Source organism: Sphingomonas sp. IBVSS2 (assembly GCF_002127225.1).
Classification (GTDB): domain Bacteria; phylum Pseudomonadota; class Alphaproteobacteria; order Sphingomonadales; family Sphingomonadaceae; genus Sphingomonas.
This window is the reverse complement of the sequence record NZ_NFUR01000001.1, coordinates 678,746-705,109: the sequence shown is the minus strand read 5'-3', so window position 1 is coordinate 705,109 and position 26,364 is coordinate 678,746. Positions and strand designations below refer to the sequence as shown.

The 26,364-nt window shown below is 69.2% G+C and carries 26 protein-coding genes and 1 tRNA gene; 13 read left to right on the top strand and 14 right to left on the bottom strand.

Annotation, left to right across the window (positions count from 1 at the left end; all coding sequences use genetic code 11):
• The first annotated feature begins 28 nt into the window (after positions 1 to 28).
• The 4 genes from CAP40_RS03410 to CAP40_RS03395 are packed head-to-tail and all read left to right on the top strand — an operon-like array spanning position 29 to position 3,532.
• Complete coding sequence (locus CAP40_RS03410) at positions 29 to 1,141, top strand: ABC transporter permease (RefSeq protein WP_086127926.1); 1,113 nt, start codon at positions 29 to 31, stop codon at positions 1,139 to 1,141.
• Positions 1,138 to 1,959 carry an ABC transporter ATP-binding protein gene (locus CAP40_RS03405; RefSeq protein WP_086127925.1) on the top strand — a complete coding sequence of 274 codons (822 nt, stop codon included), beginning with the start codon at positions 1,138 to 1,140 and terminating at the stop codon, positions 1,957 to 1,959. Before CAP40_RS03410 ends, CAP40_RS03405 begins: the two co-directional genes overlap by 4 nt.
• Entirely contained in the window at positions 1,959 to 2,924 is a 966-nt protein-coding gene (locus CAP40_RS03400; RefSeq protein ID WP_086127924.1) for an MlaD family protein, read from the top strand. The genes CAP40_RS03405 and CAP40_RS03400 overlap by 1 nt, the downstream gene beginning before the upstream one ends.
• Before the next feature lie 8 nt (positions 2,925 to 2,932).
• Complete coding sequence (locus CAP40_RS03395; RefSeq protein ID WP_086127923.1) at positions 2,933 to 3,532, top strand: ABC-type transport auxiliary lipoprotein family protein; 600 nt, start codon at positions 2,933 to 2,935, stop codon at positions 3,530 to 3,532.
• 60 nt (positions 3,533 to 3,592) lie between these two features.
• Here the strand turns inward: CAP40_RS03395 and CAP40_RS03390 are convergent, their stop codons facing one another.
• Positions 3,593 to 4,468, bottom strand: a complete 876-nt coding sequence (locus tag CAP40_RS03390) for a peptidylprolyl isomerase (protein ID WP_086127922.1) — start codon at positions 4,466 to 4,468, stop codon at positions 3,593 to 3,595.
• A gap of 78 nt (positions 4,469 to 4,546) precedes the next feature.
• On the opposite strand from CAP40_RS03390, the gene CAP40_RS03385 reads away from it, so the two are divergent.
• Positions 4,547 to 4,637: transfer RNA gene (locus CAP40_RS03385), tRNA-Ser, on the top strand.
• A gap of 150 nt (positions 4,638 to 4,787) precedes the next feature.
• Here the strand turns inward: CAP40_RS03385 and CAP40_RS03380 are convergent.
• Positions 4,788 to 6,662, bottom strand: a complete 1,875-nt coding sequence (locus CAP40_RS03380; protein WP_179187878.1) for a beta-propeller domain-containing protein — start codon at positions 6,660 to 6,662, stop codon at positions 4,788 to 4,790.
• A 312-nt stretch (positions 6,663 to 6,974) separates the two neighbouring features.
• On the opposite strand from CAP40_RS03380, the gene CAP40_RS20335 reads away from it, so the two are divergent.
• On the top strand, positions 6,975 to 7,325 hold the full coding sequence (locus tag CAP40_RS20335; protein WP_179187876.1) for a UrcA family protein: 351 nt from the start codon (positions 6,975 to 6,977) through the stop codon (positions 7,323 to 7,325).
• A 43-nt stretch (positions 7,326 to 7,368) separates the two neighbouring features.
• Here the strand turns inward: CAP40_RS20335 and CAP40_RS03370 are convergent, their stop codons facing one another.
• Together CAP40_RS03370 and CAP40_RS03365 are read right to left on the bottom strand one after the other, a co-directional pair.
• On the bottom strand, positions 7,369 to 8,109 hold the full coding sequence (locus tag CAP40_RS03370) for a LytTR family DNA-binding domain-containing protein (RefSeq protein WP_086127919.1): 741 nt from the start codon (positions 8,107 to 8,109) through the stop codon (positions 7,369 to 7,371).
• The gene (locus CAP40_RS03365) at positions 8,099 to 9,283 is read right to left on the bottom strand and encodes a sensor histidine kinase (RefSeq protein WP_086127918.1); all 1,185 of its coding nucleotides are present in this window, start codon (positions 9,281 to 9,283) and stop codon (positions 8,099 to 8,101) included. Before CAP40_RS03365 ends, CAP40_RS03370 begins: the two co-directional genes overlap by 11 nt.
• A 224-nt stretch (positions 9,284 to 9,507) precedes the next feature.
• Here CAP40_RS03365 and CAP40_RS03360 point away from each other — a divergent pair, with 224 nt between their 5' ends.
• On the top strand, positions 9,508 to 10,191 hold the full coding sequence (locus CAP40_RS03360) for a class I SAM-dependent methyltransferase (protein WP_218822101.1): 684 nt from the start codon (positions 9,508 to 9,510) through the stop codon (positions 10,189 to 10,191).
• Between the two features lie 100 nt (positions 10,192 to 10,291).
• Here the strand turns inward: CAP40_RS03360 and CAP40_RS03355 are convergent, their stop codons facing one another.
• The 3 genes from CAP40_RS03355 to CAP40_RS03345 form a co-directional block, all read right to left on the bottom strand.
• Positions 10,292 to 10,555 carry a hypothetical protein gene (locus CAP40_RS03355; RefSeq protein ID WP_086127916.1) on the bottom strand — a complete coding sequence of 88 codons (264 nt, stop codon included), beginning with the start codon at positions 10,553 to 10,555 and terminating at the stop codon, positions 10,292 to 10,294.
• A gap of 87 nt (positions 10,556 to 10,642) precedes the next feature.
• Positions 10,643 to 11,737 carry a membrane dipeptidase gene (locus CAP40_RS03350; RefSeq protein ID WP_179187874.1) on the bottom strand — a complete coding sequence of 365 codons (1,095 nt, stop codon included), beginning with the start codon at positions 11,735 to 11,737 and terminating at the stop codon, positions 10,643 to 10,645.
• Between the two features lie 91 nt (positions 11,738 to 11,828).
• Positions 11,829 to 12,602, bottom strand: coding sequence for a helix-turn-helix domain-containing protein (locus CAP40_RS03345; protein ID WP_086127914.1), 774 nt, complete (start codon positions 12,600 to 12,602; stop codon positions 11,829 to 11,831).
• A 77-nt stretch (positions 12,603 to 12,679) separates the two neighbouring features.
• Here CAP40_RS03345 and CAP40_RS03340 point away from each other — a divergent pair, with 77 nt between their 5' ends.
• Positions 12,680 to 13,909: an MFS transporter gene (locus CAP40_RS03340; RefSeq protein ID WP_086128430.1), complete on the top strand. Its 1,230-nt coding sequence runs from the start codon at positions 12,680 to 12,682 to the stop codon at positions 13,907 to 13,909.
• 42 nt (positions 13,910 to 13,951) lie between these two features.
• Here CAP40_RS03340 and CAP40_RS03335 read toward each other — a convergent pair whose 3' ends face one another.
• The 5 genes from CAP40_RS03335 to CAP40_RS03315 form a co-directional block, all read right to left on the bottom strand.
• Positions 13,952 to 14,938, bottom strand: coding sequence for a copper resistance protein B (locus CAP40_RS03335; RefSeq protein ID WP_086127913.1), 987 nt, complete (start codon positions 14,936 to 14,938; stop codon positions 13,952 to 13,954).
• Positions 14,935 to 16,833 (bottom strand): copper resistance system multicopper oxidase, encoded by a 1,899-nt coding sequence (locus CAP40_RS03330; protein ID WP_086128429.1) that lies wholly within the window; start codon positions 16,831 to 16,833, stop codon positions 14,935 to 14,937. The genes CAP40_RS03335 and CAP40_RS03330 overlap by 4 nt, the downstream gene beginning before the upstream one ends.
• Positions 16,834 to 16,909: 76 nt before the next feature.
• Positions 16,910 to 17,476 (bottom strand): RNA polymerase sigma factor, encoded by a 567-nt coding sequence (locus CAP40_RS03325; RefSeq protein ID WP_086127912.1) that lies wholly within the window; start codon positions 17,474 to 17,476, stop codon positions 16,910 to 16,912.
• The gene (locus CAP40_RS03320) at positions 17,473 to 17,913 is read right to left on the bottom strand and encodes a periplasmic heavy metal sensor (protein ID WP_086127911.1); all 441 of its coding nucleotides are present in this window, start codon (positions 17,911 to 17,913) and stop codon (positions 17,473 to 17,475) included. The genes CAP40_RS03325 and CAP40_RS03320 overlap by 4 nt, the downstream gene beginning before the upstream one ends.
• Positions 17,910 to 18,176: a hypothetical protein gene (locus CAP40_RS03315; protein WP_086127910.1), complete on the bottom strand. Its 267-nt coding sequence runs from the start codon at positions 18,174 to 18,176 to the stop codon at positions 17,910 to 17,912. Before CAP40_RS03315 ends, CAP40_RS03320 begins: the two co-directional genes overlap by 4 nt.
• Positions 18,177 to 18,353: 177 nt before the next feature.
• On the opposite strand from CAP40_RS03315, the gene copC reads away from it, so the two are divergent.
• Together copC and copD are read left to right on the top strand one after the other, a co-directional pair.
• The gene (gene copC / locus CAP40_RS03310; protein WP_086127909.1) at positions 18,354 to 18,722 is read left to right on the top strand and encodes a copper homeostasis periplasmic binding protein CopC; all 369 of its coding nucleotides are present in this window, start codon (positions 18,354 to 18,356) and stop codon (positions 18,720 to 18,722) included.
• A gap of 2 nt (positions 18,723 to 18,724) precedes the next feature.
• Positions 18,725 to 19,642, top strand: a complete 918-nt coding sequence (copD, locus tag CAP40_RS03305) for a copper homeostasis membrane protein CopD (RefSeq protein ID WP_086127908.1) — start codon at positions 18,725 to 18,727, stop codon at positions 19,640 to 19,642.
• Positions 19,643 to 19,649: 7 nt separating this feature from the next.
• Here the strand turns inward: copD and CAP40_RS03300 are convergent, their stop codons facing one another.
• Positions 19,650 to 20,939 (bottom strand): Hsp70 family protein, encoded by a 1,290-nt coding sequence (locus tag CAP40_RS03300; RefSeq protein WP_086127907.1) that lies wholly within the window; start codon positions 20,937 to 20,939, stop codon positions 19,650 to 19,652.
• A gap of 112 nt (positions 20,940 to 21,051) precedes the next feature.
• Here CAP40_RS03300 and CAP40_RS03295 point away from each other — a divergent pair, with 112 nt between their 5' ends.
• The 3 genes from CAP40_RS03295 to CAP40_RS03285 are packed head-to-tail and all read left to right on the top strand — an operon-like array spanning position 21,052 to position 24,949.
• On the top strand, positions 21,052 to 22,659 hold the full coding sequence (locus CAP40_RS03295; RefSeq protein ID WP_179187872.1) for a DUF4173 domain-containing protein: 1,608 nt from the start codon (positions 21,052 to 21,054) through the stop codon (positions 22,657 to 22,659).
• An 11-nt stretch (positions 22,660 to 22,670) separates the two neighbouring features.
• Positions 22,671 to 23,372: a response regulator transcription factor gene (locus tag CAP40_RS03290; protein WP_086127905.1), complete on the top strand. Its 702-nt coding sequence runs from the start codon at positions 22,671 to 22,673 to the stop codon at positions 23,370 to 23,372.
• On the top strand, positions 23,357 to 24,949 hold the full coding sequence (locus CAP40_RS03285) for a HAMP domain-containing sensor histidine kinase (RefSeq protein WP_256923994.1): 1,593 nt from the start codon (positions 23,357 to 23,359) through the stop codon (positions 24,947 to 24,949). The genes CAP40_RS03290 and CAP40_RS03285 overlap by 16 nt, the downstream gene beginning before the upstream one ends.
• A 7-nt stretch (positions 24,950 to 24,956) precedes the next feature.
• On the opposite strand, the gene CAP40_RS03280 is transcribed toward CAP40_RS03285, so the two are convergent.
• Positions 24,957 to 26,360 (bottom strand): efflux transporter outer membrane subunit, encoded by a 1,404-nt coding sequence (locus tag CAP40_RS03280; protein WP_086128427.1) that lies wholly within the window; start codon positions 26,358 to 26,360, stop codon positions 24,957 to 24,959.
• Positions 26,361 to 26,364: the final 4 nt, after the last annotated feature.

The window sequence follows — 26,364 nt, the reverse complement described above, 5'->3', positions numbered from 1 at the left end:
CAGTCCGAATCGCGGAAAGGTGCCGGCGATGAGCGTCCTGGCCGACTTCGAACGGGTTGATTCCGACAGCGGCGGGGCGGTGCTCCGCTTCACCGGCAATTTGTCGCTCGCCAGCCTGGGCGACCTTCCCGACCGGCTCGACCGCGTCGACGGCCAGGTCGCGCGGCTCGACCTGTCGCAGGTCGCGCGGATCGACACGGTCGGCGCCTGGGTCATCCATCGCTTCGCGCGCGACAGGGAAGCGGCGGTCGAAGGGCTCCAGCCGGCCAGCCAGCATCTGTTCGACCAGGTCGTCGCCGCCGAGCATCCGATCGAGCTGCCGCCCAAGCCGGAGAGCCCCTTCGTCCATCTGCTTGCCGAGATCGGCGATGCGGTGTTCACCGCGATGCACACGCTCTATGGCCTGCTCGGCTTCATGGGCGCCACGGTGATCGCCTTCTGGAACGTTGCGACGCATCCGCGCCGCTTCCGCTTCCATGCGACGGTCCATCGCTTCGAAGTGGTCGGCGTCTCGGCGCTCGGCATCATCGGGCTGATGAGCTTCCTGATCGGCGTGGTGATCGCACAGCAGGGCGCGGTGCAGCTCCGCCAGTTCGGCGCCGAGGTCTATACGATCAACCTGGTCGGCCGCATCACCTTGCGCGAGCTCGGCGTGCTGATGACCGCGATCATGGTCGCCGGGCGTTCGGGCTCGGCCTTCGCCGCCCAGATCGGCACGATGAAGCTGACCGAGGAGATCGACGCGATGCGTACCATCGGCGTCTCGCCGATGGAGGCGCTGGTGGTGCCGCGCACGATCGCGGTGGTGACGATGCTGCCGCTGCTCGGCTTCTATTCGGCATTGATCGGAATCATCGGCGGCGGATTGCTCTGCTGGGTGCAGCTCGGCATTCCGCCGATCACCTTCGTCCAGCGCATCCGCGAAGTCGTGCCGCTCGACGATCTGTGGGTCGGGCTGATCAAGGCGCCGGTGTTCGGCGCGATCATCGCCATCGCCGGCTGCTTCCAGGGCATGCAGGTGGAGGGCGATGCCGAGCAGGTCGGCCGGCGCACCACCACCGCCGTGGTCCAGGCGATCTTCCTGGTCATCGTGCTCGACGCCTTCTTCGCCGTGTTCTTCAGCCAGATCGGGTGGATATGAGCGACCCCGCCCCTTCCCCCTCGCGGGACGACATCGTCATCCGTGTCCGCGACCTGAAGACCGGCTTCGGCGATCAGATCGTCCATGACGGGCTCGATCTCGACGTGCGGCGCGGCGAGATACTGGGCGTGGTCGGCGGTTCGGGTACCGGCAAGTCGGTGCTGATGCGCTCGATCATCGGGTTGCAGACGCCGATCGAGGGCGAGATCGAAGTGTTCGGCGAGAACACCATCGGCCGCGAGGAGACCGAGGCGACTGCGATCCGCAGGCGCTGGGGCATCCTCTTCCAGGGCGGCGCGCTGTTCTCCACGCTCACCGTGTCGGAGAATGTCCAGGTCCCGCTCAAGGAATATTATCCGCAGCTCGATCAGGCGCTGCTCGAGGAGATCGGCGCCTACAAGGTGGTGATGACCGGCCTGCCGCCCGAAGCCGCGCCCAAATATCCCGCCGAGCTTTCGGGCGGCATGAAGAAGCGTGCCGGCCTGGCCCGCGCGCTCGCGCTCGACCCCGAGCTGCTGTTCCTCGACGAGCCCACCGCCGGGCTCGACCCGATCGGCGCGGCGGCGTTCGACGAGCTCACCGCCTCGCTCCAGAAGACGCTGGGGCTCACCGTGTTCCTGATCACGCACGATCTCGACACGCTCTACGCCATCTGCGACCGGGTCGCGGTGCTCGCGGACAAGAAAGTGATCGCAGTCGGAACGATTCCCGAACTGCTCGCCTTGGATCACCCATGGATCCAGGAATATTTCAACGGACCGCGCGGGCGCGCGGCAGTCGCCGGCAGCAAGGCGCATCGGGCTGAGGACAGGGGCTGATGGAAACTCGATCGAATCACGTGCTCGTCGGCGCCGTCGTGCTGATCCTGCTCGCGGTGCTCGCCTTGTTCATCGTCTGGCTCGCCCGGCTGAGCGGCGGCAACGAGCGCGAGTACGACATCTTCTTCCGCCAGTCGGTCGACGGGCTCAATCCGGGCTCGGCGGTGTCGTTCTCGGGCGTGCCTTCGGGCCAGGTGAAGTCGATCGAGTTCTGGAAGCCCGATCCCCAGCTGGTGCGCGTGCGCGTCGCGGTGCGCAACGAGGTGCCGATCCTCGAAGGCACCACCGCGACGATCCAGAGCAGCTTCACCGGCCCCAGCACCGTGCAGCTCGAAGGCGCCGTGAAGGGCGCGCCGCCGATCAAATGCCCCCACGAGCGCCCCGAGGCGGCATGCCCGCTCGGCGTGCCCGTGATCCCGACCAAGCCCGGCGGCCTCGGCGCGATCTTCTCCTCGGCGCCCAAGCTGCTGGAGCGGCTGACCACGCTGACCGAGCGGCTGACCGAGCTGATGAGCGACAAGAACCAGGCCTCGATCGCCGGCATCCTGGCGAACACCAACCGGCTGACCGATGCGCTCGCCGATCGCGGGCCCGAAATTGCCGCCACGCTTGCCGAGACGCGGGTCGCGATCCAGAAGTTCGGCACCGCCACCGAGCAGATCGGCGAGCTGGCCAAGACGACCAACGGCGTGGTGGCCGACGACGTCAAGCCGACCATCGCCAATCTCAACCAGACGATCGCCTCGGCCAAGAAGAGCATGGATACGCTCGAGGCGATGCTAGGCGATGCCCGGCCGGGCGTGCAGGCCTTCTCGAAGAAGACGGTGCCCGAGATCGGCCAACTGATCCAGGATCTGCGCCAGATGGCGCAGTCGCTGTCCTCGGTCGCCGACAAGATCGACCAGGGCGGCGCGAGCAGCCTGGTCGGCAGCCCGAAGCTCCCTGACTACAAGCCCAACAAGTGAGGCCCGCGATGAAGAAGCTCGCCCTGCTCCTGCTGGCCGCCCCGTTCGCCGCCACGCTCTCCGGCTGCGTCTCCTTTGGCGGCAAGCCGCCCAAGGTGCCGTTCCTCACGCTCGAGGCCGCCGAGCAGATCAAGCCCGGCGACGTGCAGACGCCGGCCTCGGGCACCACGGTGACCGTGCTGTTCCCCACGGTGCCGCACGAACTGGCGACGACGCGCGTGCCGGTCCATTCGGGCGAGAATGCCGTCGCCTATGTGAAGGACGCGCAATGGGTGGAAGCGCCGCCGCGCCTGTTCGCGCGGCTCGTGGGCGACACCATCTCGGCGCGCACCGGGCGGCCGGTGCTGAGCTATCGCCAGTCGCAGATCGATCCCGGCGCCGTGCTTTCGGGCGAGCTGCGCCAGTTCGGCGTGGATGCCGACAGCAACGAGGCGGTCGTCCAGTTCGATGCGCTGCTGGTGCAGGGCGACGACGCCACCAAGTTCCAGAAGCGCCGCTTCGAAGCGCGCGCGCCGCTCGCCGAGGTGAAGCCCGATCTGGTCGCCAAGGCCCTCAACCAGGCGGCGAACCAAGTCGCCACCCAGGTCGCGGACTGGGTGGGGAAGTAGCTTCCGGCCCGCAAGACCAATTCGTCATCCGGCCTTCGCCGGGATGACGACCTTGCGGGTCTATGGCGCCCGGCGCACCGCCGGCAGCGCGTTGCACAGGTCGACGCCGCCCATCGGCACGGTGAAGAAGGCGCCGTCGCGATTCTCGCGCGCCTTGATCCAGGCGGCAAAGCGGGGATTGTCGGTCGCGCGATACTGGAAGTGCGGGCGCTCGTCCGCGGGAAGCTGGCTGGCGAGGCGCACCGAGAGGATCGGCGTCGGCGCCTGGTCCTTGGCATAGACGCCGAGCTGGGCGGTGCCGCGCGGCAGGCTGGAGAGCCATTGCATCCCTTCCACGATCCGCCCGACGATCGCGATGTTGCGGTCGAGCGGGCGCGGAGCATGACCGATCACCGTGTAGAGCTCGGCGCCGCTGCCGGTGGACGGCGCCAGGTCGCGCGCGACGCCGACCATCGAATAGCAATGGGTGAGCGAACTGGTCGCGCCATAATTGGCGAGCGGCCAGCCATCGGCGCTGAGGCCGGTCTTCGCGGCATAGCTGTCGCGCTTGGCGAAAGCGAAGCTCCGCACGGCATCGAATCCGGGCCATTCATATTCGGCGGGCGGGTTCTCGATCACGCCGGGCGGGAGCGCGGTCTTGTCGTCGCCGCCGCCCCATTGCGTCACGTAATTGTCCTGCACGCGATAGACGCTGGTGCCGTCCCACCAATGCGCCTCGGCGAGCTTGCGGATGTTGGCGACGTGCGCGGGCGCGTAGCGCGGGGCGAGGCGGATGAAGACCTGGTGGCCGCCCTGCAGCGTCATCACCAACATCTCGTCGTCGGGAATCGCCTTCCAGTCCGCGGGCGCGGGGTCGGCCGGCGAAGGGGCGGCGACGGTCTGGGCGATGGCGGGAAGGGCGGCGAACGCGGCGAGCGCTAGGATCGGCTTCAGCATGGCGCGAAGAGTGCCACGGCACCACCTGCTTGCCTAGGGGCCCGCCAATCGCTAGGGCACGCAACTTCCGGGACATGCGGAGCGGTGGCCGAGTGGTCGAAGGCGCTCGCCTGGAAAGTGAGTATACGGCAAAACCGTATCGAGGGTTCGAATCCCTCCCGCTCCGCCAATTACTTCTATCGTATTGAATGAATTTCCAAGGGTCGCTCCCACGACCTGGTTCGCAGCTGCTCCCGGCACCCCTTTGCAGCAGTCAACCGTGGCCCATTCCGTTCCTCCGGAATCCACCAAGGCGCCGCTCGGCTCCGGGCGACTCCACTCATCGTCCCACATGCGGCGCGAAGTCGATCCGCGCCCGCTCGCCGATGCGCCCGCCCGTGACGCGCCCCTCGACCAGTTCGTAGCCCATCAGCGCGAATACGCGGCCGCCCAGGAAGATCGGCCGGGCATTGCCGTACCAGTCGACGCAGGACGCCTTGCATGCATCGTCGCGCGCGCGCTCGGCATTGGCGACCAACTCTCCCGCCGGGGAGAACCGACGTGCATCACGCCGGAGAAAGGCGACCGCCGACCCCGACCCCAGGAAGCGCGCGGCCGGGGAATTGCGGAGATCGCGGGTAACCGGTAGGCCCAGCATTCCCGATGCGCCATCGCGGCTATCGTCATCCGGCCGGAAGAAGAAGGCCTGGCTGCGGCGTTCGCCCTCATGGGCCGCCGGCAGGAAATACGTGTCTCCAAGCCGCACCGGGCCGGCCAGCTCGATCGCGCTGAAGCCGAGCCGTTCCTTCATGTCATTGCCGATGGCGATGGCGTCGGCCCCGATGATGTCGATCCGGTCGACGCCATGCGGCAAGGGGATCCGCACGATCGGCCCGCCGTTCAATGGCACCGCATAGACGGGCTTCGCGCCGCTATGCTCGTTGAAGCCGCCCGCGCTGTAGAGGAGGTGCTTGCCGACGAAGCGATTGTGGAAGTTCCAGCCGTCCTTCTCGACGGGCAGCGCGCGATAGGCGGCGGCAGGAACGACATGCGAGCCGTCGCCGAAGCTCGCGATCGGGAGCGTCAGCAGCGCCGTGGCGCCTTCGGTCCGCTCGGACCGCCACATCGCGTCGCCGGCGCTGTCCGCGCGTACGACGACATTGAGGCGCTTCGCCGCGCGGTCCTCGGAGAAAGAGAATTGGTCGACCGGCCCGCCCCAGGCCTGGGCCGCGCCCGGCGCCGAGCCATCGAGCGGCAGGCGATAGACAAACGCGCCGGACCGGGCGCTCCTGGCACGAACGCTATCGGTCCAGACATAGACCGCTTCCCCGGAGACATAGAAAGTCCGCGAGGAAGAACCCAGCACCGCAGTGGCGCTACAGGTCATGCGCGGCGCCGCGAGGTCGCACTGGGTGACGCTGTGCAGCGTCGACATGTCGGCATTCGGCGCGCGGCGCAGCGGCTCGGGCACGTAAAGCCGGGTCGCGGGCATGGTACGGCTGAATGGCGCGCCCTGCTTTCCGGACCAGCGCTGCAGACCCGGCAATGCGTCGAACGGCTTGCTCGCATCGATATCGAGCGGCGTGTAGAAGATCAGCTTCGAGCCGATGAGACGCGAGGCATAGTTGCTCGCCGAATAATAGTCGTTCGAGCGCAGGTGATAGCTGTCCTCGTAGCGCAGCTTGCCCGTCGGCGAGATCCGGAAGCGATTGATCTCGGTGCCGCCGCGTTCATAGCTGTAGCCCACCACGATCACCCGGTCGCCATGCACCAGCATCTCGTCATACCAGGCATCGCCGGAAGTGCCCGGCGGAAAGGCATCGACATGGTCGACAGGAGTCATGTCGTTCCCGGCAAGCGAGACCGTGAACAACCGCCCGCGCCGCAGGATGACGAGGTGATCGCCCGCGACCTTGACGATACCTCCCTCGTCGACATCGGCTTCCTGGGTGTTGGTGATGCCGGGCGCCTTCGTGCCGGTCACCGTCACCGCATCGGCTGCCTCGGAAGGCGCCGCCACCGCCGCTGGCGGCGGCGCGGGCACCGGCATGTCATACAGCACCGGCGAGCGGGGCCGGACGACACGTTGCCTGGCGGCTACCCGGCGCATGAACGCGGCCAGCTCCTTGTCGTCCGCAAAGGCCCGCATCGTGGTGGTGGTATCCTGTCTGGCGGGTGCGGCAGGAGCGGCGCAGCCGCCGAACAAGGCCGACATGGCAAGTGCCAACGCAAATCCCCGCATACAGACTCTCCCTGACGAGTATGTAATGTTATTATGTCACATATTCCGCGGCAATCAACTGCTTGCGAAACGGCCTGGGTCCTTCACCGCCGAAGCTTCGCCAGGCGGACGCACCGGGCCGCTCGTCGAACCCCGTCTGTCGTTCATCGCCCGCGGCGGCGATTGATAGAAGCAGCCCCCCGGTTGATCGAACAGCGCGACGCTTCACCGGCCCCATCGAATATCCCTCGGCCATCGCCCTCCTCCGGAGTGCGCGATCGAACGGAACAACATGGGAATAGTCTGATGCGTATCGTACATTTGGGACTGTTGTCTCTCGCCCTTCTGGGCTCGTCCAGTTTCGCCCATGCGACCACGGCCGGCACCGGCATGCGCGGAACCGGCAAGGTCCTGGTCTCCACGCGCGATCTCGACCTTGCGACCGATACCGGCGTCAGGACGGCGCGCGCGCGGGTGCGCCGGGCAGCGGAGCGTGTTTGCAGCGACTATCCGCGCATCGGCATATTGCCATCGGCCGAAAGCGCGCGCTGCCGCGCCGCCGCGGTGCACGAAGCGGACGTCAGGATCGTGGCATTGGCTTCCCGCGCGCATGAAGATCGCCTCGCATCGGCCGGCATGGACAGCCGCACGCGATGACGGCTCCACACGGACTCCGGCGCCGTCGAAGGCTCTGGCGGGCTCACCGGCCGGCCAGGGCCTTCACCGCTGCCAGATAGGAGCGGCCGACCCGGACCTCGGCGCCATCGGCCAGCATCGCGTACCAGATACCGAGCCCGTCATGGCGCAGCCTGGCGATGAAATCCCGCCGGACGATCGTCGAGCGGTGCACCCGAATGAACCTGGCCGGGTCGAGTCGGCGCTCGAGGTCGCCGAGGGTCCGGTGCAGCAGGAAGCTGCGCGACCCGACCTGCAGGGACATATAGTCGCGCATCGCATCGATCCGCTCGACGTCCATGGCCGCGATGCGCACCATTTCCGAGCGATGGGGAACCCAGAATTCCTCGATCCGATCGGACTGGGCGATGGACTGGCGCTCCGGGCCGGCGATCCGCCGGCGCGCGCGCGCAACTGCCCGCACCAGCCCCTCGGAGGTTACCGGCTTCAGCAGATAGTCGACTGCGGCAACATCGAATGCCGCCAGGGCAAAGCCGTCAAAGGCCGTGCAGAAGACGATGACGGGCGGCCGCTCTGCGGCGCAGAGCGCCTTCGCCACATCCATGCCGTCCACTTCCGGCATGGCGATGTCGAGAAGCACGAGGTCGGGCGACAGCGACTTTGCCAGCCGCAGCGCGACCTCCCCATCGGATGCGGTCCCGGCCAGCGAGAGATTGGGAATGTGCGCGCAAAGCATGACCAGTCGCTCGATCGCGAGCGGCTCGTCGTCCACGATCAGCGTTCGCAGGGTCGGCTCAAGGTTCATCGAAGGTCAGCGGCATTGCGAGATCGACACGGAAGCCATCGGGGTCGAACGGGCGCACGCGGCAATGGCCCCTGTCGCCGAACCGCGCGGCGATGCGATCGGCGACGTTGCGCAAGCCCAGTCCAGTCCCTCCCTCGGCCGCCTTGCCGGCGGCTCCCGGCTCGCCATCGTCCTGCACCGTCAGGAGCAGGAGGCCCTGCTGCGCGCTCGCACGGATGCCGATCGTAACCGGGCGGCGCGATCGCGACACGCCGTATTTCACCGCATTCTCGATCAGCGGCTGCAGGATCAGTCCGGGGACGAGGGCATCGCGCAGATCGTCCGGCAGCTCGATGGCGAGACGCAGCCGGTCGGGGAATCGGACCTGCTCGATCTCGAGATACAGGCGCTGCAGCCGGATCTCTTCGGTCAGCAGCATATCCTCGCTCGGGTCTCCGACCAGACTGGCCCGGAAGAAGCTCGAGAGATTGATGATCATCCGTTCGGCGGCCGGGCGCCTCCCGGCCATGACCAGGGTGGACAGCGAATTGAGCGTGTTGAACAGGAAGTGCGGGTTGACCTGATATCGCAGCGCCCGCAGCTCGGCGGCTTGCGCCGCGGCGCGGAACGCGGCGTTCTTTCGCTCCAACGCGCCGACTTCCGCGGCATAGCGAAGCGCAAAATACAGCGCCGCCCAGCCGACGAAGAAGAAATAGCTGTTGACCGCGCTGTCCGCGATCATCTTGATCACGGCCATATCGGCGTCGTCGGCGTTCGTCCCCCCCACCTGCACCATCATCCGCCCCGATCGCTGCGCGCCGGAGGGCGGGTTGCCCGTAGCGGCCGCGGTCGTTGCCCAGGGGGATTTCAGGACGTCGAACACCAGCCAGCTGACGGAAGAAAAGGCGAGCGCCGCAGGTGCCGCCAGCAATCCCGCCGCGATCATGCCGCGCCGCAGGGAACTCGTCGGAATCCTGCGCAATATCAGATAGAGCAGGCAGGTGAGCCCCATGCTGAAGAGCATGATCGCCAGGCGCCTGGCCAGTATATCGAGCTGGCCGGCCTGCCCGATGACCGCCGAACGCGCCGTGACGATGGCGCAATAGAACAACCAGAAACCGGCAATCGACAACAAGGCGACCCGTGGCGAGAGATCTGGTTCGTCGTACGGGTCCGCTGCAGGTTCCTCGGGCATGATGGATCATAGCGCCGGGGCGGCAACCGTAGAAGCGGGTGCCGTGTCGCTGATCGAAGCCTGTCGGGCGTTCATCGAAACCCAGGGGCGCCAGGCGCTCCGTCAGGCTCTCTTCGGGATGGAACCAGATGAAAGGACTCGCCGTGATTCTTCCCGTCGGCCGACGGCCGCATGCCCTGCTGGCAACTGCAGCGCTCATGGCCCTATTCGCTCCCTGTGCCGTCGTGGCGCAGATTTCATGGCAGGCCATCCTTGCGGATGCGGGCCGACCCGATACCGACAAGGCGCGCGATCCGGACCGCAGGCCGGCCGAGATGCTCGCCTTCGCCAAGGTGCGCGGAGGCGAGACGATCGTCGATTTCCTGCCGGGCAAGGGGTATTTCACCAGGCTGTTCAGCCTCGCTGCCGGCGCGGGTGGGACGGTCTATGCCGTAACCCCCCAGATACTGCTCGACAGGGCCAAGGGCCGCCCGCTCCCGCCACCCGTGTCGGGCGAGCCCGGCCGCGGCAATGTCCATGAAATCGTCGCCAGCGACCGGCCGTTCGATCTACCCCAAAAGGCCGATCTGGTATGGACGTCGCAGAATTATCACGATGTCCATATCTGGCTGGGCGCCGCGGGCACATCGATGCTGAACAAGCAGGTCTTCGACGCACTCAAGCCCGGCGGCCTCTACGTCATCCTCGATCACGCCGGCGCGCCTGGCCTGGATGACGCCGGGATGGCCAAGATGCATCGGATCGACGAGGCGCTGGTCAAGAGCGAAGTGACCAAGGCGGGGTTCGTCCTCGACGGCGAATCCAAGGCCCTGCGGAATCCGGCGGATCCCCATTCGGCGAACGTCTTCGATCCTTCGATACGCGGCAAGACCGATCAGTTCGTCCTGCGTTTCCGCAAACCGGGATGACAGGATGCCTCCGCGCGCCGGACCGTCACCGCCGCCGGGAAGTCCGCGCGGTGCGGCCGGCGTCGCATGGCGATATGCGGGCGACCGCGCAATTCGCTACCTAGACATCGGCGCCCCAGACACCGCCCCACAGGAGCGTGGCGAAAACCGCCAGCCCGGTAGCCGCGACCAGAAGCCCGGTGCCGGCATGGGATCTCGTCGCGAACCGGCCGACGAACATGGTGATCGCAGCCATGCCGACCGGAATGCCGAGAAGATAATATAGGTCGGGATGGAACGCGCCGTTCCGCCACCAGGCGAAGAGGGCCATGGCGAGCAGCAGCGTCCAGAACAGGCCGGCGAGAATGAGGAAGGAGCGACGCATGCCAGCTTGATGCCAGCGCTATCGAAGGTCCGCAATGAAAGGCGAAGGCGGAATTCCGGGCAGAAGCAGCCAGTCGGGGCCATGCATCTATCCGAGCACGTCGGTCAGAAGCCGTTTCCAGTTCGCGCCCATGATCTTGTCGACCTCGCGCGGGCGAAAGCCGGCCTGGTCGAGTGCCTGCGAAATCCGAGCCATGCGGTCGATCCGGTTCAGCTCCGGAATGACGACGTGCTCGGGCGTCCATTCGAATCCCGGCACGCCCTGGCGCCGCAGGGCGATCCACCAGTCGAGATATTCCTGCACGCCCTTGCCATTGTCGTTCCCGAGCTTGATCAGATTGGGTTGGCCGGCCATCGGAAAGTCATTGGCGATGCCGACCGCTTCCAGGCCGCCCACTTTCACGACGTGGCGGATCTGGGCCACATAGTCGGCGACCGTGGGCGGATTCCGGCGCGTGAGCCAGAAGCTCATCATGAAGATCCCCATCACGCCGCCGCGCTCGGCGATCGCACGGATCGCTTCGTCCGGGGCGCAACGCGGATGATCGACGATCGCCCGCGCGGCACCATGGCTCAGCGCTATCGGCGTCTTCGACCGCGTCGCCGCCTCGATCATGGTCGCGACCGAGCCGTGCGACACGTCCGGCACTATCCGCAGCCGGTTCATCTCGGCCAGTCCTTCGATGCCGAGCGGCGTCAGGCCGGTCTGCTGTGTCTCCAGCGCGCCCCCGGCGAACAGGGTATTGTTGTGATGGGTGAATTGCAGGACCCGCAGGCCCTTTTCGTGGAAATGGGCGATCCGCGAGAGATCGCGATCGATCATCTCGGTCGACTGGAACTGCAGGAACACCGCGCAGCCGGGCCGCGTCCCGATCTCGCTGCCCTTCCGGGCGAGATAGGCGAACGGCGTGCTCCGCAACCGCTCGACGGCCTTGTCGATCGCGGGATCATTGGCCGCGAAGTTGCGGCTGTAGCGCGGAACGCCGTCCGCATCGCGGGTGGCGATCAGATCGGAGACATCGGCGATCATCCCGCCCAGTCCGGCGGCGGCGATCTGGCCCAGATCCGCGGGAAGGAAGCTGAGCGAGTCGAAGAACAGCCTGTTCCGCCCCGCCCCGCGCGCCAGCGCGGGCGCCCCCAGCGTGGCGGCCAGCGCGCCCGCAACCGATCGTCTCGTCCACATCGCGCTTCCTCCCAGGCTCCTCGTCAATTTCATAGCCGCGCGCGCCCGGCGCGCCAGTCCCTTGCGCGGACGCGCCACGACGGCGGGCACCTCACTGTCGATAGCGGCTCGGCGGCGCCCCCAGCACGCGCTTGAACATGGTCGAGAAATTGGCGGGGCTTTCATAGCCGAGATCCAGCGCGACCGCGGTGACCGGTTCTCCGGCAGCGAGCCGGGGCAATGCGACCGAGAGACAAGCCTGCTGGCGCCATTCGGTGAAGCTCATGCCCGTCTCGCGGCGAAAGAGCCGCGTGAAGCGGCGACGGTTCATCGCCAGCGCATCCGCCCATTCGTCGATCGTGGCGCGCGCGCGCGGCGCCTCGAGAAAGGCATGGCATCGCGCCGCCAGTGCGACCTGGCGCGGGAACGGCACGAGGATGGGGATGATCGGCGCCCGATCGATCTCCGCCACGAGCAATTGCATCACCAGCCCGTCGCGCCCGGCTTCGTCATATTCGACCGGCACTTCCGCCGCGCAGACCAGCAGCTGGCGCAGCAGCGGCGAGACCGCCACGACCCGGCACGCTCCGCCCAGCGCCGGGCAGGCGCCTGCCTCGATCAGCACGCTGCGGGTCTGGACGGCGCCGACCATGCGCACCGCATGGGGCGTTCCGGCCGGTATCCATACCGCGCGCTCGGGCGGCGCCACCCATGCGCCTTCGGGCGTGCTGACCGCGACCACGCCGCTCGCCGCGTAGAGGAACTGGGCCCGGCGATGCCGGTGCTCGGCCAGTTCGAACGAAGGCGGATAATCGTTGCCGATGCCGACCACGGGGCGCGGCACGTCCTCATAATCGTCGGGCGCACGATGATGCGACTGTCCCATTATCAAAATAATTTATCCCATCTGGCGAAGCGGGACGCTTTCTGGACGGCTAGTGCCGCGCCGACAAGGAGCGAATGATGAGCGACACCCGTGCAGCGACGATGGACGCCCCGCAGGCAGAGATGAACGGCACGGTGTTCGGCGTGATCGTCGCGATCAGCTTCTGCCACTTGCTGAACGACATGATGCAGTCGCTGCTTCCGGCGATCTATCCCAATCTCAAGACCGATCTGGGGCTGAGCTTCGGCCAGATCGGCCTGGTGACGCTCGCCTATCAGATCACCGCCTCGATCCTGCAGCCGCTGATCGGGTTGTACGCGGACAAGCGGCCCACGCCGCTGGCGCTTCCGGGCGGCACGCTCTTCTCGCTGGCGGGGCTGGCGATCCTGTCGGTCGCGCACAGCTATGGCATGGTGCTGGCGGGCGCGGCGCTGCTCGGCATCGGCTCCTCGGTCTTCCATCCCGAATCTTCCCGCGTGGCGCGCATGGCGGCCGGCCAGCGCCACGGCCTTTCCCAGTCCCTGTTCCAGGTCGGCGGCAATGCCGGCCAGGCGCTGGGCCCGCTCGCCGCCGCGCTGGTGGTGGTGCGCTGGGGCCAGTCGAGCCTCGCCTTCTTCGCGCTGCTGGCACTGCTTTCGGGCGCCGTCCTGTGGAACGTCGCCGCCTGGTATCGCCATCACGGGCTAGCGCGGCTGCAGGCGGGGCGCCGCGCATCCACGGCCGACCTGCTTCCCAAGGGGCATGCGGCGCGCGGCATCCTGATCCTGCTCGCGCTGATCTTCTCCAAATATGTCTATCTCGCCAGCCTCACGAGCTATTTCACCTTCTACCTGATCCATCGCTTCCAGGTGTCGGTGCAGAGCGCCCAGCTCTATCTGTTCGCCTTCCTGGCGGCAGTGGCGGTCGGCACGATCGCGGGCGGGCCGCTGGGGGATCGGTTCGGGCGCAAATATGTGATCTGGTTCTCGATCCTCGGCGCCCTGCCCTTCACGCTGCTGCTGCCCTATGTCAGCCTGTTCTGGACCGGCGTGCTGGTGCTGCCGATCGGCCTGATCCTGGCCTCCGCCTTCCCGGCGATCGTGGTCTTCGCGCAGGAGCTGGTGCCGGGCAAGGTCGGCATGATCTCGGGCCTGTTCTTCGGCTTTTCCTTCGGCATGGGCGGCCTCGGCGCCGCGGCGCTGGGATGGCTCGCCGACACGACCAGCATCGAGACGGTGTACCAGATCTGCGCCTTCCTGCCGGCGATCGGCCTCCTCACCGCGCTGCTGCCGAACATCGAGCGGGAGGGCGATCGGGCGCCGCGCTGATCGCACCCGGCGCCCCCGGGGGACCCGAAGGCGCTGCCGGCTTCAGAACCAGAAGCGGACGCCCGCCACCAGGCCGAGCGCGGACGGCTTCTCGCCATCCGCCCGGGCATAGTCGGCGGTGCGCCCCGCCTTCGCCTCCCAGGAAAGCCCGACATAGGGGGCGAAGCGCCGTGCGATCTCGTAGCGCAGCCGCAGGCCGATCTCCGCGCTGGTCAGCCCGGCGCCGATGCGCTGCGCCGGCATGTCCTGGGCCGAGAGGTTGAACTCGGCGCGCGGCTGGAGGATCAGCCGCTGATTGATGCGCTGGTCGTAATAGCCGCCCAGCCGGCCGAGCAGCTCGCCCCGGGTCGACAGGAACGCCGCACCCTCGACTTCGAACATATAGGGCGCCAGCCCCTCGAACCCGAGCGTGGCATAGGTCCGCGCCGGGCCCGGCCGGAAATCGTGCCGCACGCCGGCCTGCAGGTTGAAATAGGGATCGATGGCACGGCTGTAGAGCAGCTGGACCTCGGCGCTTTCGATGCCGCCGCGAACCAGGCCCTCGCCCTCGCTCTTCACCGTCAGGCGATTGACGTCGCCGCCGAACCAGCCCTCGCCTTCCCAGCGATAGGCGTCGCGCCCCTTGCGCGGCTGGAACTCGGCAAGGTTGAACAGGACCGAGCCGAGCGGCCGCCCACCCATCTCGCGCATCGAGATCTTGCGCGACCGTTCCATCTCGGCCGCCGGGAAGAACCGGTCGGCATAATGGTCGGTCGGCGGAGCCGGGGCCGGGGCATCGCCGGCCTCGAGCGCCGTGCCGGCCGCCTGCATCGCGGGCATCGCCCCGTGATCCATTCCGCCATGGTCCATCGGCGCGGCGTCCGCCGGCTTGTCCGCGTCGGGCTTCGTCTCCTGTTGCGGCGCGGCGGGCTTCGGCTTCGCGGGAGCCTTGGGCATCGGCATGCCATGCATGGAATGGTCCTGCGCGGCCACCGGCGAGCCCATCGCGAGCACGGTGCCGGCGGCGAGGATCGCGGCGCGCCGGATCATGCCGGGCCTCCCTTCGGCCGTACGCTCACGGTCCGCATCATCCCCGCCATCATGTGGTAGAGCAGGTGGCAGTGGAACGCCCAGTCGCCCACGGCGTCGGCGGTGAAGTCCCAGGTCACCTTGCCGCCGGGCTGCACGATCACCGTATGCTTGCGCGGCGCATGGTCGCCATGGCCGGTGACCAGCTCGAAGAAATGCCCGTGGAGGTGGATGGGGTGGCCCATCATCGTGTCGTTGATCAGGTTGACCCGCACCCGCTCACCCTCGACGAACGGGAAAGGCTCCATCGTGTCCGACATCTTCACGCCGTCGAACGCCCACATGAAGCGCTCCATGTTGCCGGTGAGATGGATGTCCAGGCTGCGCGACGGCGCGCGGACATCGGGGTTCCGATCGAGCGCCATCAGATCCTTGTAGACCAGCACGCGGTGGCCGACATCCTCCAGCCCCTGGCCGGGCTCTCCGGTGCGATCCATCGGCATCGGCGAGATGGTCTGGACGCCGGGCGTCTTGCGCACCTCGGGCGCATAGGAGAAGTCGCGCATCCGCATGGCGCCCATGTCCATGCCGGCCATGTCGCCGCCCGCCGTGCCGCCCATCGCCGAATGATCCATCCGCGAATGGTCCATTCCCGGCGACGCAGGAGCGGCCCCACCGAGCCTGGCCGAGGCATTCCGCTCGGCGCTGGGGTCGACGCCGCGCGGGGCGGACATCGCGCCGTGCGACATCCCCTGCATGCCGCCGGAGGCATCGGCGCCGCCGCCATGGTCCATCGACGACATGTCCATGCCCATGTCCTTCATCGTCGCCAGCGGGCGCGGGCGCAGCGGCGGCACCATGGCCGCCATGCCGGGCCGGGGCGCCAGCGTGGCGCGCGCCATGCCCGAGCGGTCGATGGCCTCGCCGACCAGCGTGAACGCCTTGTCCTCCATCGGCGTGACGATAGCGTCATAGGTCTCGGCGACGCCGATCTGGAACTCGTCGACCTCCACCGGCACGACATGCTGGCCGTCGGCCTGGACGATGGTGAGCCGCAGCCCCGGAATGCGCACGTTGAAATTGGTCATCGCCGCGGCGTTGACGAAGCGCAGCCGCACGCGCTCGCCCGGCTTGAACAGCGCGGTCCAGTTGTCGAACGGCCCATGCCCGTTGACGAGATAGGTATAGGCGGCGCCGGTCACGTCGGCGATGTCCGCCGGGTCCATCCGCATCTTGCCCCATTCGGCGCGGTCCTTGCCCTTCTGGTCACGCCCGGCCAGCAGTCCCGCCAGCGTCTGGCGCTGATAATTGTAATAGCCCGGCATCGCCTTCAGGTTGCGGAAGATCGCCTCGGGGCTGGATGGGCTGTGGTCGGACAGCAGGATCACATGCTCGCGATCGTAGCGAACGGGATCGGGGCCGGCGGGATCGATGATCATCGGGCCGTAAAGGCCCAGCTGCTCCTGCCCGCCGGAATGGCTGTGATACCAATAGGTGCCGTTCTGGCGGATCGGAAACTCGTAGAGGAAGGTCGAGCGCGGCGCGATGCCGGGGAAGGAAACGCCGGGCACGCCGTCGAACTGGGCCGGCACGATCAGGCCGTGCCAGTGGATCGAGCTGTCCTCGTCGAGCGCGTTCTCGACGTGCAGGCGGACATTCTGCCCCTCGCGCAGGCGGATGAGCGGCGCCGGCACGGTGCCGTTGACGCCGATCGCCCGATAGTGCCGGCCATCGATCGCCATGCGCTGCCGGGCGATCCTGAGCCTGACGTCCTCGCCCGAAACGGTCGGCAGGTCGGGCACCAGGCCGGGGGAGACGCTCTGGGCCCAGGCCGGCATCCATGCGGCGAGCGCCAGCCCGCCGGCACCAAGCCCGGCTCCGCGCAACAGCGTCCGCCGGTCGATCGTCTTCGTCATCATCGCCCCTGTACTGGGAGTTGTGCTTTCCATCGGATACGCGACAGCGGCGGCCACCCCTCATGGATCCGCTGGATCAGCGCCCCAGCGCATCGCCCAGCTTGATGCGGGCACGGCGGAGACGCGTCTCGACCGCCTTTGCGGTAATCTGCAGCACCGAGGCGGTTTCGGCCTGGCTCATGCCCTCGATCGCATGCAGGACAAGCGGCTCGCGGAGCGAGGCGGGAAGGTCGGCGATCGCGCGGCGGAGCCGGGCGAGCGCCTGGCGGTCGCCCGCCACCCTTTCCTGATCGGGCCGATCGTCCGGCACCGCCGCGGCCACCTCGTCGATGTCGCGGGCGAAGGTGAAGAACCGGCGGACCGTCCGGCGCCGTCCCCAGTCGCGGCATTTGTTGAGCGCGATCGCCGCCAGCCAGCCGCGCATCGGCCGTGCCGGATCATAGCGGCGCAGCGCCCGATGCGCCGAGAGGAATGTCTCCTGGGTCAGATCCAGCGCCTCGTCGGCATCGGCGACATTGCCGAGGATCAGCCGATAGACATGGCTGCGATGGCGGCGCACGATCTCGGCATAGGCAGCGTCGGTTCCCGCCACGGCCAGCGTGGCGAGGTCGCCATCGGACAGGGAACCATAGCCGGAGCTCACCGCGCGTCGGCGGTGAGCGCATGAACCACCGCACGATCGAACACGGCCTGCTGGTCGGGCCGCAGGATTTCCCGCATCGCGAAGATGTGCGCCAGCGTTTCCTTCTGCAGCGCACCCATCGCGCGATGCGAGGCGTCGACGGCCGCGGTCACGCGCGGGCCGATGCCGTGCTCGGCCTGGATCGCTTCGGCCAGCCGGGCATTGTCCGACTTCATCTCCAGCTCCAGCGCCTGGCGGCGGACCGCGAAGCCCTGCTCGAGCGCTTCGATCCGTGCCTTCTGCCCGTCGTCGAGCTTCAGCTGGTGGTGCAGGACCTCATGGAGTTCCGAGCCCTGATGCCCCTGTACCGGGATCAGCGCACGGCCGACCCAGACACCGGCGACGGCAGCCAGAAACGCGATGGCGGCGACGATGGTCGCAAGCCTGGCCTGCCTCATCGCTCGGCCAGCAGCAGCGTCGACGGCGCCAGCGACGCGGCCCCGCCAAAGGGCGCCGCCGCGGAAGCGGGCGACGTGCCGGGACCGGCAGCCACCGCACCCAGCACAACGGCACCGATGCCGGCGATTGCGGCCATGCGGATGCCCGTGCGCGCTTCGCGCCTTGCCCTCAGGCCCGCCAGCACCGCATCCTCCATGCCGTCGAGCGCGGGATGATCCGTGGCCACCAGCCTGCGCAGCGCTGCGTCGATCTCGGTTTCCATTGTCCGCTCCACTTCCCTTCGTTCCAATACGCAGTCGGGCGCATGCGCCCTCGCCCCTTCTAGAGCCGTTGCCGGTGCCGGCACAGGGGGCGACGCGCGATCGCCCCGGATGAGGGATCGATCCCCGCCCCGCGTATCGATCGTGCCGGCAGCTGGCCGGCTCATGGAGTCTCGACAATGCGCCTTGGAATCCTCACTGCCGCCGCGTTCCTGATGGCGACGCCCGCGCTGGCCCATCCGAAGCTGATGTCCGCCACCCCCGCGCCCGACTCGGTCGCCGCGGCACCGGCCAGGCTGCAGCTGGTCTTCTCGGAAGCGCTCGTCGACAAGTTCTCGGGCGTCGACCTCGTGATGACGGACATGCCCGGCATGAAGATGTCCGCGCCGATGAAGATGCAGCTCACCACCGCCCTTTCGCCGGACGGCAAGACCATGATCGTGTCCCTGGCGAAGCCGCTGCCCCGCGGCGCCTACAAGCTCGACTGGCATGCGGTCTCCAACGACACGCACCGGGTGCAGGGCAGCTACACGTTCAAGGTGAAGTGAGCATGGACACGCTCGGCGTCGCCGTCCGGTTCGCGCTCTATCTCGACCTGGCGGCGGCGTTCGGCGTGCCCTTCTTCGCCTTGTGCCTCCCCGGGGTGCGCGCGGCATTGCCCCTGCGCGGCATCCTGATCGCGACCGGGCTCATCGGAATCGGATTGTCGGCATTCGGCCTGGTGGTGACCGCGGCGGCCATGGCGGGCATGCCGGTCGGGCAAGTGGATGCCGGAACGATATCGACGATCCTGACCGAGATGCCGTTGGGCAAGGCCTGGGCGGCGCGCATCGCCGGGCTGGTGCTCCTCGTCCTTTCGGCATTCCCGGCCGCGGGAAGGCCAGGCGCCGCGCTCGCGACGGCATCCATCGGCGGCGGCACCGCGCTCGGCACCCTGGCCTGGGCGGGGCACGGCGCCATGGACGAAGGCGCGATCGGCTGGCTCCACCTGGGCGCCGACATCGCGCACCTCGCTGCCGCCGGCGCATGGATCGGCGCGCTCCTCACCCTCTTGCTGCTGGTCGCGCGACCTGCGGCGCGTGCCGATGCCGGCCATCTCCGCGCCACCCACCGCGCGCTCGACGGCTTCTCGCATATCGGCACCATCGTGGTGGCGGTCATCGTCGCCAGCGGGCTGGTGAACATGTGGCTGCTCGTCGGCCCCTCCAGCATGGCGGCGCTGCCCGGCACGCTCTACGGGCAGTTGCTTCTCTTCAAGCTGGCGCTGTTCGCAGCGATGCTCGGCCTGGCGGCGGCGAACCGGTATCGGCTCGCGCCGGCGCTGCTCACCCGCATCGAGGCGGGCGACCATCGCGGCGCTGTCGCCGCGCTGCGGATCAGCCTGGCCCTGGAGGCCGCCTGCGCGGTGATCGTGCTGGTGCTCGTCGCATGGCTCGGCACGCTGGCGCCGATCGCCACGACGGGGTGAGAGCGCCTCAGGCCGTCCAGGCGGACATATCTTCCTGGCAGCCGATCAGCGCGAGCCCATGCGCGATCGACGTGAGCTCGCCGCCGGCCGCGATCCTTTCCCCGCCGAAGCGCTCCTCGAACAGCCGGCGGACGCGCGGCGTGAGCGAGGTACCGCCCGTCAGGAACACGCGGTCGATCGCCCGGGCATCCATGCCGGCAAGCGCCAGCGCCCGGTCCACCGCCGCCTCGATCCGCGCCATGTCGGGTGCGATCCAGGCCTCGAATTCGCTGCGGGTGACATCGGCTTCGATCGCCAGATCGCCACCCTCGAAATGGAAGTGCGCGGCTTCCTCGGCGGAGAGCGCCCGCTTGAGCGCGCCGACCGCATGATAGAGCTGATAGCCCAGCTCGCCCTCGACCACGGCGATCATCCGCCCGATCGCCTGCGGATCGAGCGCCGCGCGCCGGAGCTTCTCCAGCTCGGCTAGCGTCTTGCGGTTGCGCATCAGCGCCAGGCGCGACCAGTCCGAGAAATCGGCGAACCAGCCCGCGGGAATGTCCAGCACCTTGTCGAACGAGCGATAGCGCCCGCCCTTGCCGAGCAGCGGCAGGATCAGATGCTCGACGATGCGCTGGTCGAACCGGTCTCCGGCAATGCCGACACCGGCATGGGCGAGCGGGGAACAGCGCCGCGCCGCCCCCGGCGCCTCGATCCGCACCACCGAGAAATCGCTGGTGCCGCCGCCGAAATCCGCCACCAGCACGGTCGCCGGTTCGGCGATCCGGGTGGCGTAGCTGAACGCCGCGCCCAGCGGCTCATAGACATAATGGACCTCGGCGCCGAAGCCGGCGAACATCGCGTCGTAGCGCTGCCGGGCAAGCGCCGCGTCCGGCCGGCTGCCGGCATATTCGACCGGGCGGCCCACCACCACGCGCCGCGCGCCGCCGGTCAGCGCCCCCTCGGCCCGCGCCGCCATCAGCGCCAGGAAGGTGCGGCCCAGTTCCTCGAAGCGCAGCCGCCGTTCGAAGACGATGGCATGCTCGAAGCTCGCACTCGCCGCGACCGACTTGAACGATTGGAGGAAACGGCTGCCCTCGGGAAAGTCGAGATATTCGGCGATCGCCCAGGGGCCGGCCGCGACGCCCAGGCCGCCGCGCTCCGCCTCGTCCTGCCAGAAGCAAAGCGCCGAGCGGAAAACGGGATCGCCCCGTTCGGGCCCTTCCAGCCGCACCAGCTCGGATCCCGTATCGCCCGCCAGCGCCGCGACGGAATTGGTGGTGCCGAAATCGAAGCCGAGGGCGGGAAGCGCAGTCATGGTCCGGGCGCCTCTATCGTCCTGCATCGATCCTGCACAACCTCTCCTTGGCCCTCGGCGCTCCGGCTGGACGGCGCGGGCGCATCGACGCTCCCGAACCTGGGAGACCCGCATGGCCCGCACCGCACGCTTCACCTTCCTGCGCAAGATCGCCGCCGCGATCGCGATCATCGCCGCGATGGACCGGCTGTTCCTCGGCAGCGCGGCGGGATCGTGGATCGGCGGCTTCGCCCTTGCCTGGATCGGCGCGCTGCTCGCCGCCCGCCCGGCGCTCCGGCGGCGGCCGAGCCTGGTGGCGCTGGCGATCGCGGCAGGCTTCGCGATCGTGCTGGCGCATGATCCCGCCGGCCTCGGATGGGTGCTGTTCTGGAGCGCGCTCTCGATCGCGGCGCTGATGCCGCGCATCGGCAGGTTCGACGATGCCTGGCGCTGGAGCCTGCGCCTGGCCGCGCACGGGCTGAGCGGGCCGCTCGCCCCGGTGCTCGACCTGATCCGCCTCGCCCGCCTGCGCCCGCGCCGCGGCGGGCATGGCCCGGCGGGGCTCGCCGTCCTGCTCGCCTTGCCGCTGGCGATGACTGCTTTGTTCGTCGCGCTGTTCGCCAGCGCCAACCCGATCATCGCCCAAGCGCTCACCCGGGTCCGCCTGCCCGGTTTCGCCGAGCTGCTGTTCTGGGCCCTGCTGCTGATGCTGGTCTGGCCGAGCCTGCGCCCCACCCGCTGGGCCACGTGCGCCGCGACCCTGCTGCCGCGCACGGAGATCGCCCTGCCCGGCATCCCGGCCGCCTCGCTGCTGCTTTCGCTCCTGCTGTTCAACTTCGTGTTCGCGATCCAGAACGGGCTCGACCTCGCCTTTCTGTGGAGCGGCGCCCCCCTGCCCCAGGGCGTGACGCTAGCCGACTATGCCCATCGCGGCGCCTATCCGCTGATCGCCACCGCCCTGCTCGCCGGGCTGTTCGTGCTGGCGGCGCTGAAGCCCGGCTCGGCCAGCGCCGCCGATCCGGCGATCCGCCGGCTGGTGGTGCTGTGGGTGGCGCAGAACCTGCTCCTCGTCGCCTCCTCGATCCTGCGCACGCTCGACTATGTCGCCGCCTATTCGCTCACCGGCTTCCGCATCGCCGCGCTCGCCTGGATGGGGCTGGTGGCGATCGGGCTCGCATTGATCTGCTGGCGGATGCTCATGGGCAGGAGCGCCGCCTGGCTGATCAACGCCAATGCGCTGATGGCGGCCCTGGTGCTGAGCACGGCGAGCATCGTCGATCTCGAGGCGAGCGCCGCCGCCTGGAATGTGCGCCATGCCCGCGAAACGGGCGGGCGCGGGGTGGCGCTGGACCTTTGCTATCTCGCGCAGACCGGCTCCTCGTCGCTGCTCGCCCTGGTCGCGCTCGAGCGCCGGCCGCTGCCGCCCGCATTCCGCGACCGGGTGCGCCATGTCCGCGGACAGGTCATGGCCGATCTCGCGCGGCACCAATCCGACTGGCGGAGCTGGACCTGGCGCGGACGATATCGGCTGGAGACGGCGCGGCGTCTGCTCGGGCCCAATCCACCCGCCGCGGCTCCGGCGCCGCCGGGCATGGAGCGGGATTGCGGCGGGACGCTCCGGCCCATCGCAGCCGAGCAGCCCGCCCCCGCGGCAGGCTCGGCCACGGCACCAGCGGGCGACGCCATCGCCAATGCCGTCGCCAATACCACTCCGCCGTTGACCGGAGCACCCTCGCGATGATCCAATGCCCCATGCCCCGCACCATCCTCGTCGCCGATGACGATCCGCACATCCGGCAATTGCTCGTCTTCGCGCTCGCCAAGGCGGGCCTGGAGACGATCGAGGCGGCGGACGGCGAGGAAACGCTGCGGATCGCGGCGAGCGGCCAGCCCGACCTGATCGTACTGGACATCAACATGCCGCGCATGGACGGGCTGGAAGTCTGCCGCAGGCTGCGCGCCGAGGGCGGGCTGCCCATCCTGTTCCTATCCTCGCGCGACGACGAGATCGACCGGATCCTCGGCATCGAGCTGGGCGCGGACGATTATGTCACCAAGCCCTTCTCGCCGCGCGAAGTGGTGGCGCGGGTGATGGCGGTGCTCCGCCGCACCGCCGCGCATCCGCCCGCCGTCGATCGCGCCGCCGGAGCGATCCGTCACGGCCGGCTCGCCCTCGATCCCGAGAGCTGGGACGCCAGCTGGGCGGGCGCGCCGGTGCCGCTCACCGTCACCGAGTTCGGCATATTGCGCACGCTGGCGGCCATGCCCTCCAAGGTGTTCAGCCGCGACGCGCTGATCGACCGGCTGCGCGGCCCCGGCTTCGCGCTCACCGACCGGACGATCGACAGCCATGTCCGCAACCTGCGCGCGAAGTTCGCCCAGGCCGGCGCGCAGGACCTGATCGAGACGCGCCCCGGCATCGGATATCGCATCGGCCCGTGCTCCGGGGCCTGATCGAAACGCTCAAGGCGCCGGTGCGGCGCCACTGGCCGCGGCTGCGGCTGCGGACGATCCTGCTCGCCACTTTGATATTCGTCGCCGCCCTGCCCGGCGCGGGCGCGCTGTTCCTGCGCGTCTATGAGAACACGCTGGTGCGCCAGACCGAGGCGGAGCTGATCGCCCAGGGCACCGCGCTCGCCGCCGTCGCCAGTGCCGAATGGCCGGGCTCGCCCGGGCCCGAGCTGGTGCGCGAGCCGCCCCGCGCGTCGAGCGGGATCGCGGGCGGGCCGCTCTCGACCATCGACCTCGGCACCAGGCCGCTGCCGGAACGCCCGGAGCCGGTCGCGCTGCCGGGAAGCGCGGCGCCCGACGCCCTGGCCGCCGCCGGCCGGCTCGCCCCGCTGGTCAACGCCACCGGAGACGCGACGCTCGCCTCGATCCTGCTGCTCGCCCCCGACGGCCGCATCCTGATCGGCAAGAACGCCGGCAAGAGCCTGGCCGGCCTGTCCGAACTCGCCATGGCGGCCCGCGGGCGGCCCGAGACCGTGCTGCGCCGCCGCGGCGACTATCATCCCGAATATGCCTTTGAATGGCTGAGCCGCGCATCGGGCCTGCGCATCCATCATGCCCGTCCGGTGCTGGCGAATGGCAAGGTCGTTGCGGTGCTGCTGCTCTCGCGCTCGCCGCGCGCGCTGTTCCGCGGGCTCTATGAGGATCGCGGCAAGATCCTGTTCGGCATCGGCGCGATCTTCGCCACGCTCGTCGTGCTGAGCGGCCTACTCTCGCGCGGCATCGCCCGGCCGATCGAGATGCTGAGCCAGGCGACGCGCGACGTGGCGCGCGGCGGCGGCACCGTGCCAGAAGTGCCGCGCACCGCCGCGATCGAGATCCAGGCGCTCTATTCCGACTTCGCCACCATGGCCGGCGCGATCGACCGGCGCTCGCGCTATCTGCGCGACTTCGCCCATGCGGTGAGCCACGAGTTCAAGACGCCCCTGGCCGGCATCCGCGGCGTGATCGAGATCCTCGAGGATCACCACGCGGAAATGCACGAGGCCGACCGCCGCCGCTTCCTCGCCAATGCCGGTGCCGATGCCGACCGGCTCGCCCAGCTCGTCACCCGGCTGCTCGAGCTGGCGCGCGCCGACATGGCCGAGGCCGAGACCGGCGCCTCGGCCGACATCGCGCTGGCGCTGCACCGGATCGCCGATGCCTGGGCGGATCGCGGGCCGATCGTCACCATCGACCTGCCGGACACGCTGCCCGGCGCCGCCATGCCCGGGCCGATGCTGGAAGCGATCGTCGGCAGCCTGGTCGAGAACAGCCGCCAGGCCGGCGCCGATCGGGTGCGGATCGCCGTGTCGGAGACGGGAAGCGAGATCCTGCTGGCCGTCGCCGACAACGGCCCCGGCATCCCGGAGGCCGATCGCGCCCGCATCTTCGAGCCCTTCTTCACCAGCCGCCGGGCCGCGGGCGGCACGGGGCTGGGCCTGCCGATCGCCCGTTCGCTGCTCGCCTCGCATGGCGGCACGATCGCGCTGGCGGCGGCGGAGCGCGGGACCCGCTTCGAGATCCGCGTGCCCGCGGCCTGACGGCTCGCTAGCTCCAGCCCCCGCCAAGCGCCTTGTAGAGCGCCGTCGCCGCCTGCGCCTTGGCCGCGCGCGCCTGCTGGTCGCGCTGCTGGGCGGAGAGGAGCGACTGGCGCGCGCGCTCGAACGTCAGGCGATCGTCCTCGCCGCGATCCGCACGCTTGCGGGCAAGCGCGAAGGCGCCCTGCTCGCGTTCGAGCGATGCGGCGGCCTCGTCCGCGGCGGTGCGGGCGTTGAGGAAACGGTTGATCGCCGCCTCGCTGTCCGAAAGCGCACCGAGCACTGCTTTCTCATAGCGGGCCGCCGCCTGGTCGGCGCGGGCATCGGCGGCACGGATCTGGGCGCGGATCGTGCCGCCCTGGAAGATCGGCCAGGAGAAGCTGGGCCCGATCTGGAGGCGCGTGGAATCGGTCGAGAAGAGATCGCCGGGCTTGCGCGCCTGCTGGCCGATGCTGCCGAGCAGGCTGAAGCGCGGGAAGAGATCGGCGGTGGCGACGCCGATATCGGCCGTGGCCGCCGCCAGGTCGCGCTCGGCGCGGCGCACATCGGGGCGGCGCTCGAGCAGCTCGGAGCGCAGGCCGACCAGGATCGCATCGGGGCTCGCCGGCAGCGCGGCGGGCGTTTGCAGCTCGGGCACCAGCTGCTCCGGCGCCGCGCCCGCCAGCGTGGCGATGCGATAGGCGGCGGCACTGGCCTGGGCCCTGGCATTGGGCACCGCCGCCGCGCTTGCCCTGGCGGCGGCGTCGGCACGATCGAGATCGAGGCGCGACGCCTCGCCCGCATCGAAGCGCAGGCGGGTGAGGCGGGCCAGCTCGGCATTGGAAAGCGCCTGCTGCTCGGCGGTGGCGGTATCGGCCTGGGCGGCGCGCAGGTCCATATAGCTGCGCACCACTTCGGCGATCAGCGTCAGCATCACGTCGCGCCGGGCGAATTCCGCGCTCTGTTCGCGTGCCGCGGCACCCTGCATCTGGCGGGTGCGGCGCCCCCACAGGTCGATTTCCCAGCTCGCGTCGAAGCCCAGGTCGAAGAGCGGGAAATCGCGCGAGAAGCCGGGAAAGGGGATGTTGCCGATCGGCAGCTGGCCGTTGTTGCTCAGCACATTCTCGGTCCCGGAGCCCGTGGCGGTCACGCTGGGCAGCCGCCCGCCCGCGATCGCCTCGCGATTGGCCCGCGCCTCGGCGAGCCGGCCCCGGGCTTCCTTGAGATCGGGGCCGGAAGCCACCGCCCGCCGCACCAGCGCGGAGAGTTGCGGATCGCCGAACCGGTCCCACCAGGCCAGGTCGACCTGGCCCGGCGCACCGGCCTCCAGCCATTCCGGCGCCGCCCTGGTTTCGGGCGCATGATAGTCCGGCCCGACCGTGCAGGCGGACGCCAGCAGCAGGGGCGGCAGGAACAGGGGAAGCGGGCGGATCATCGGG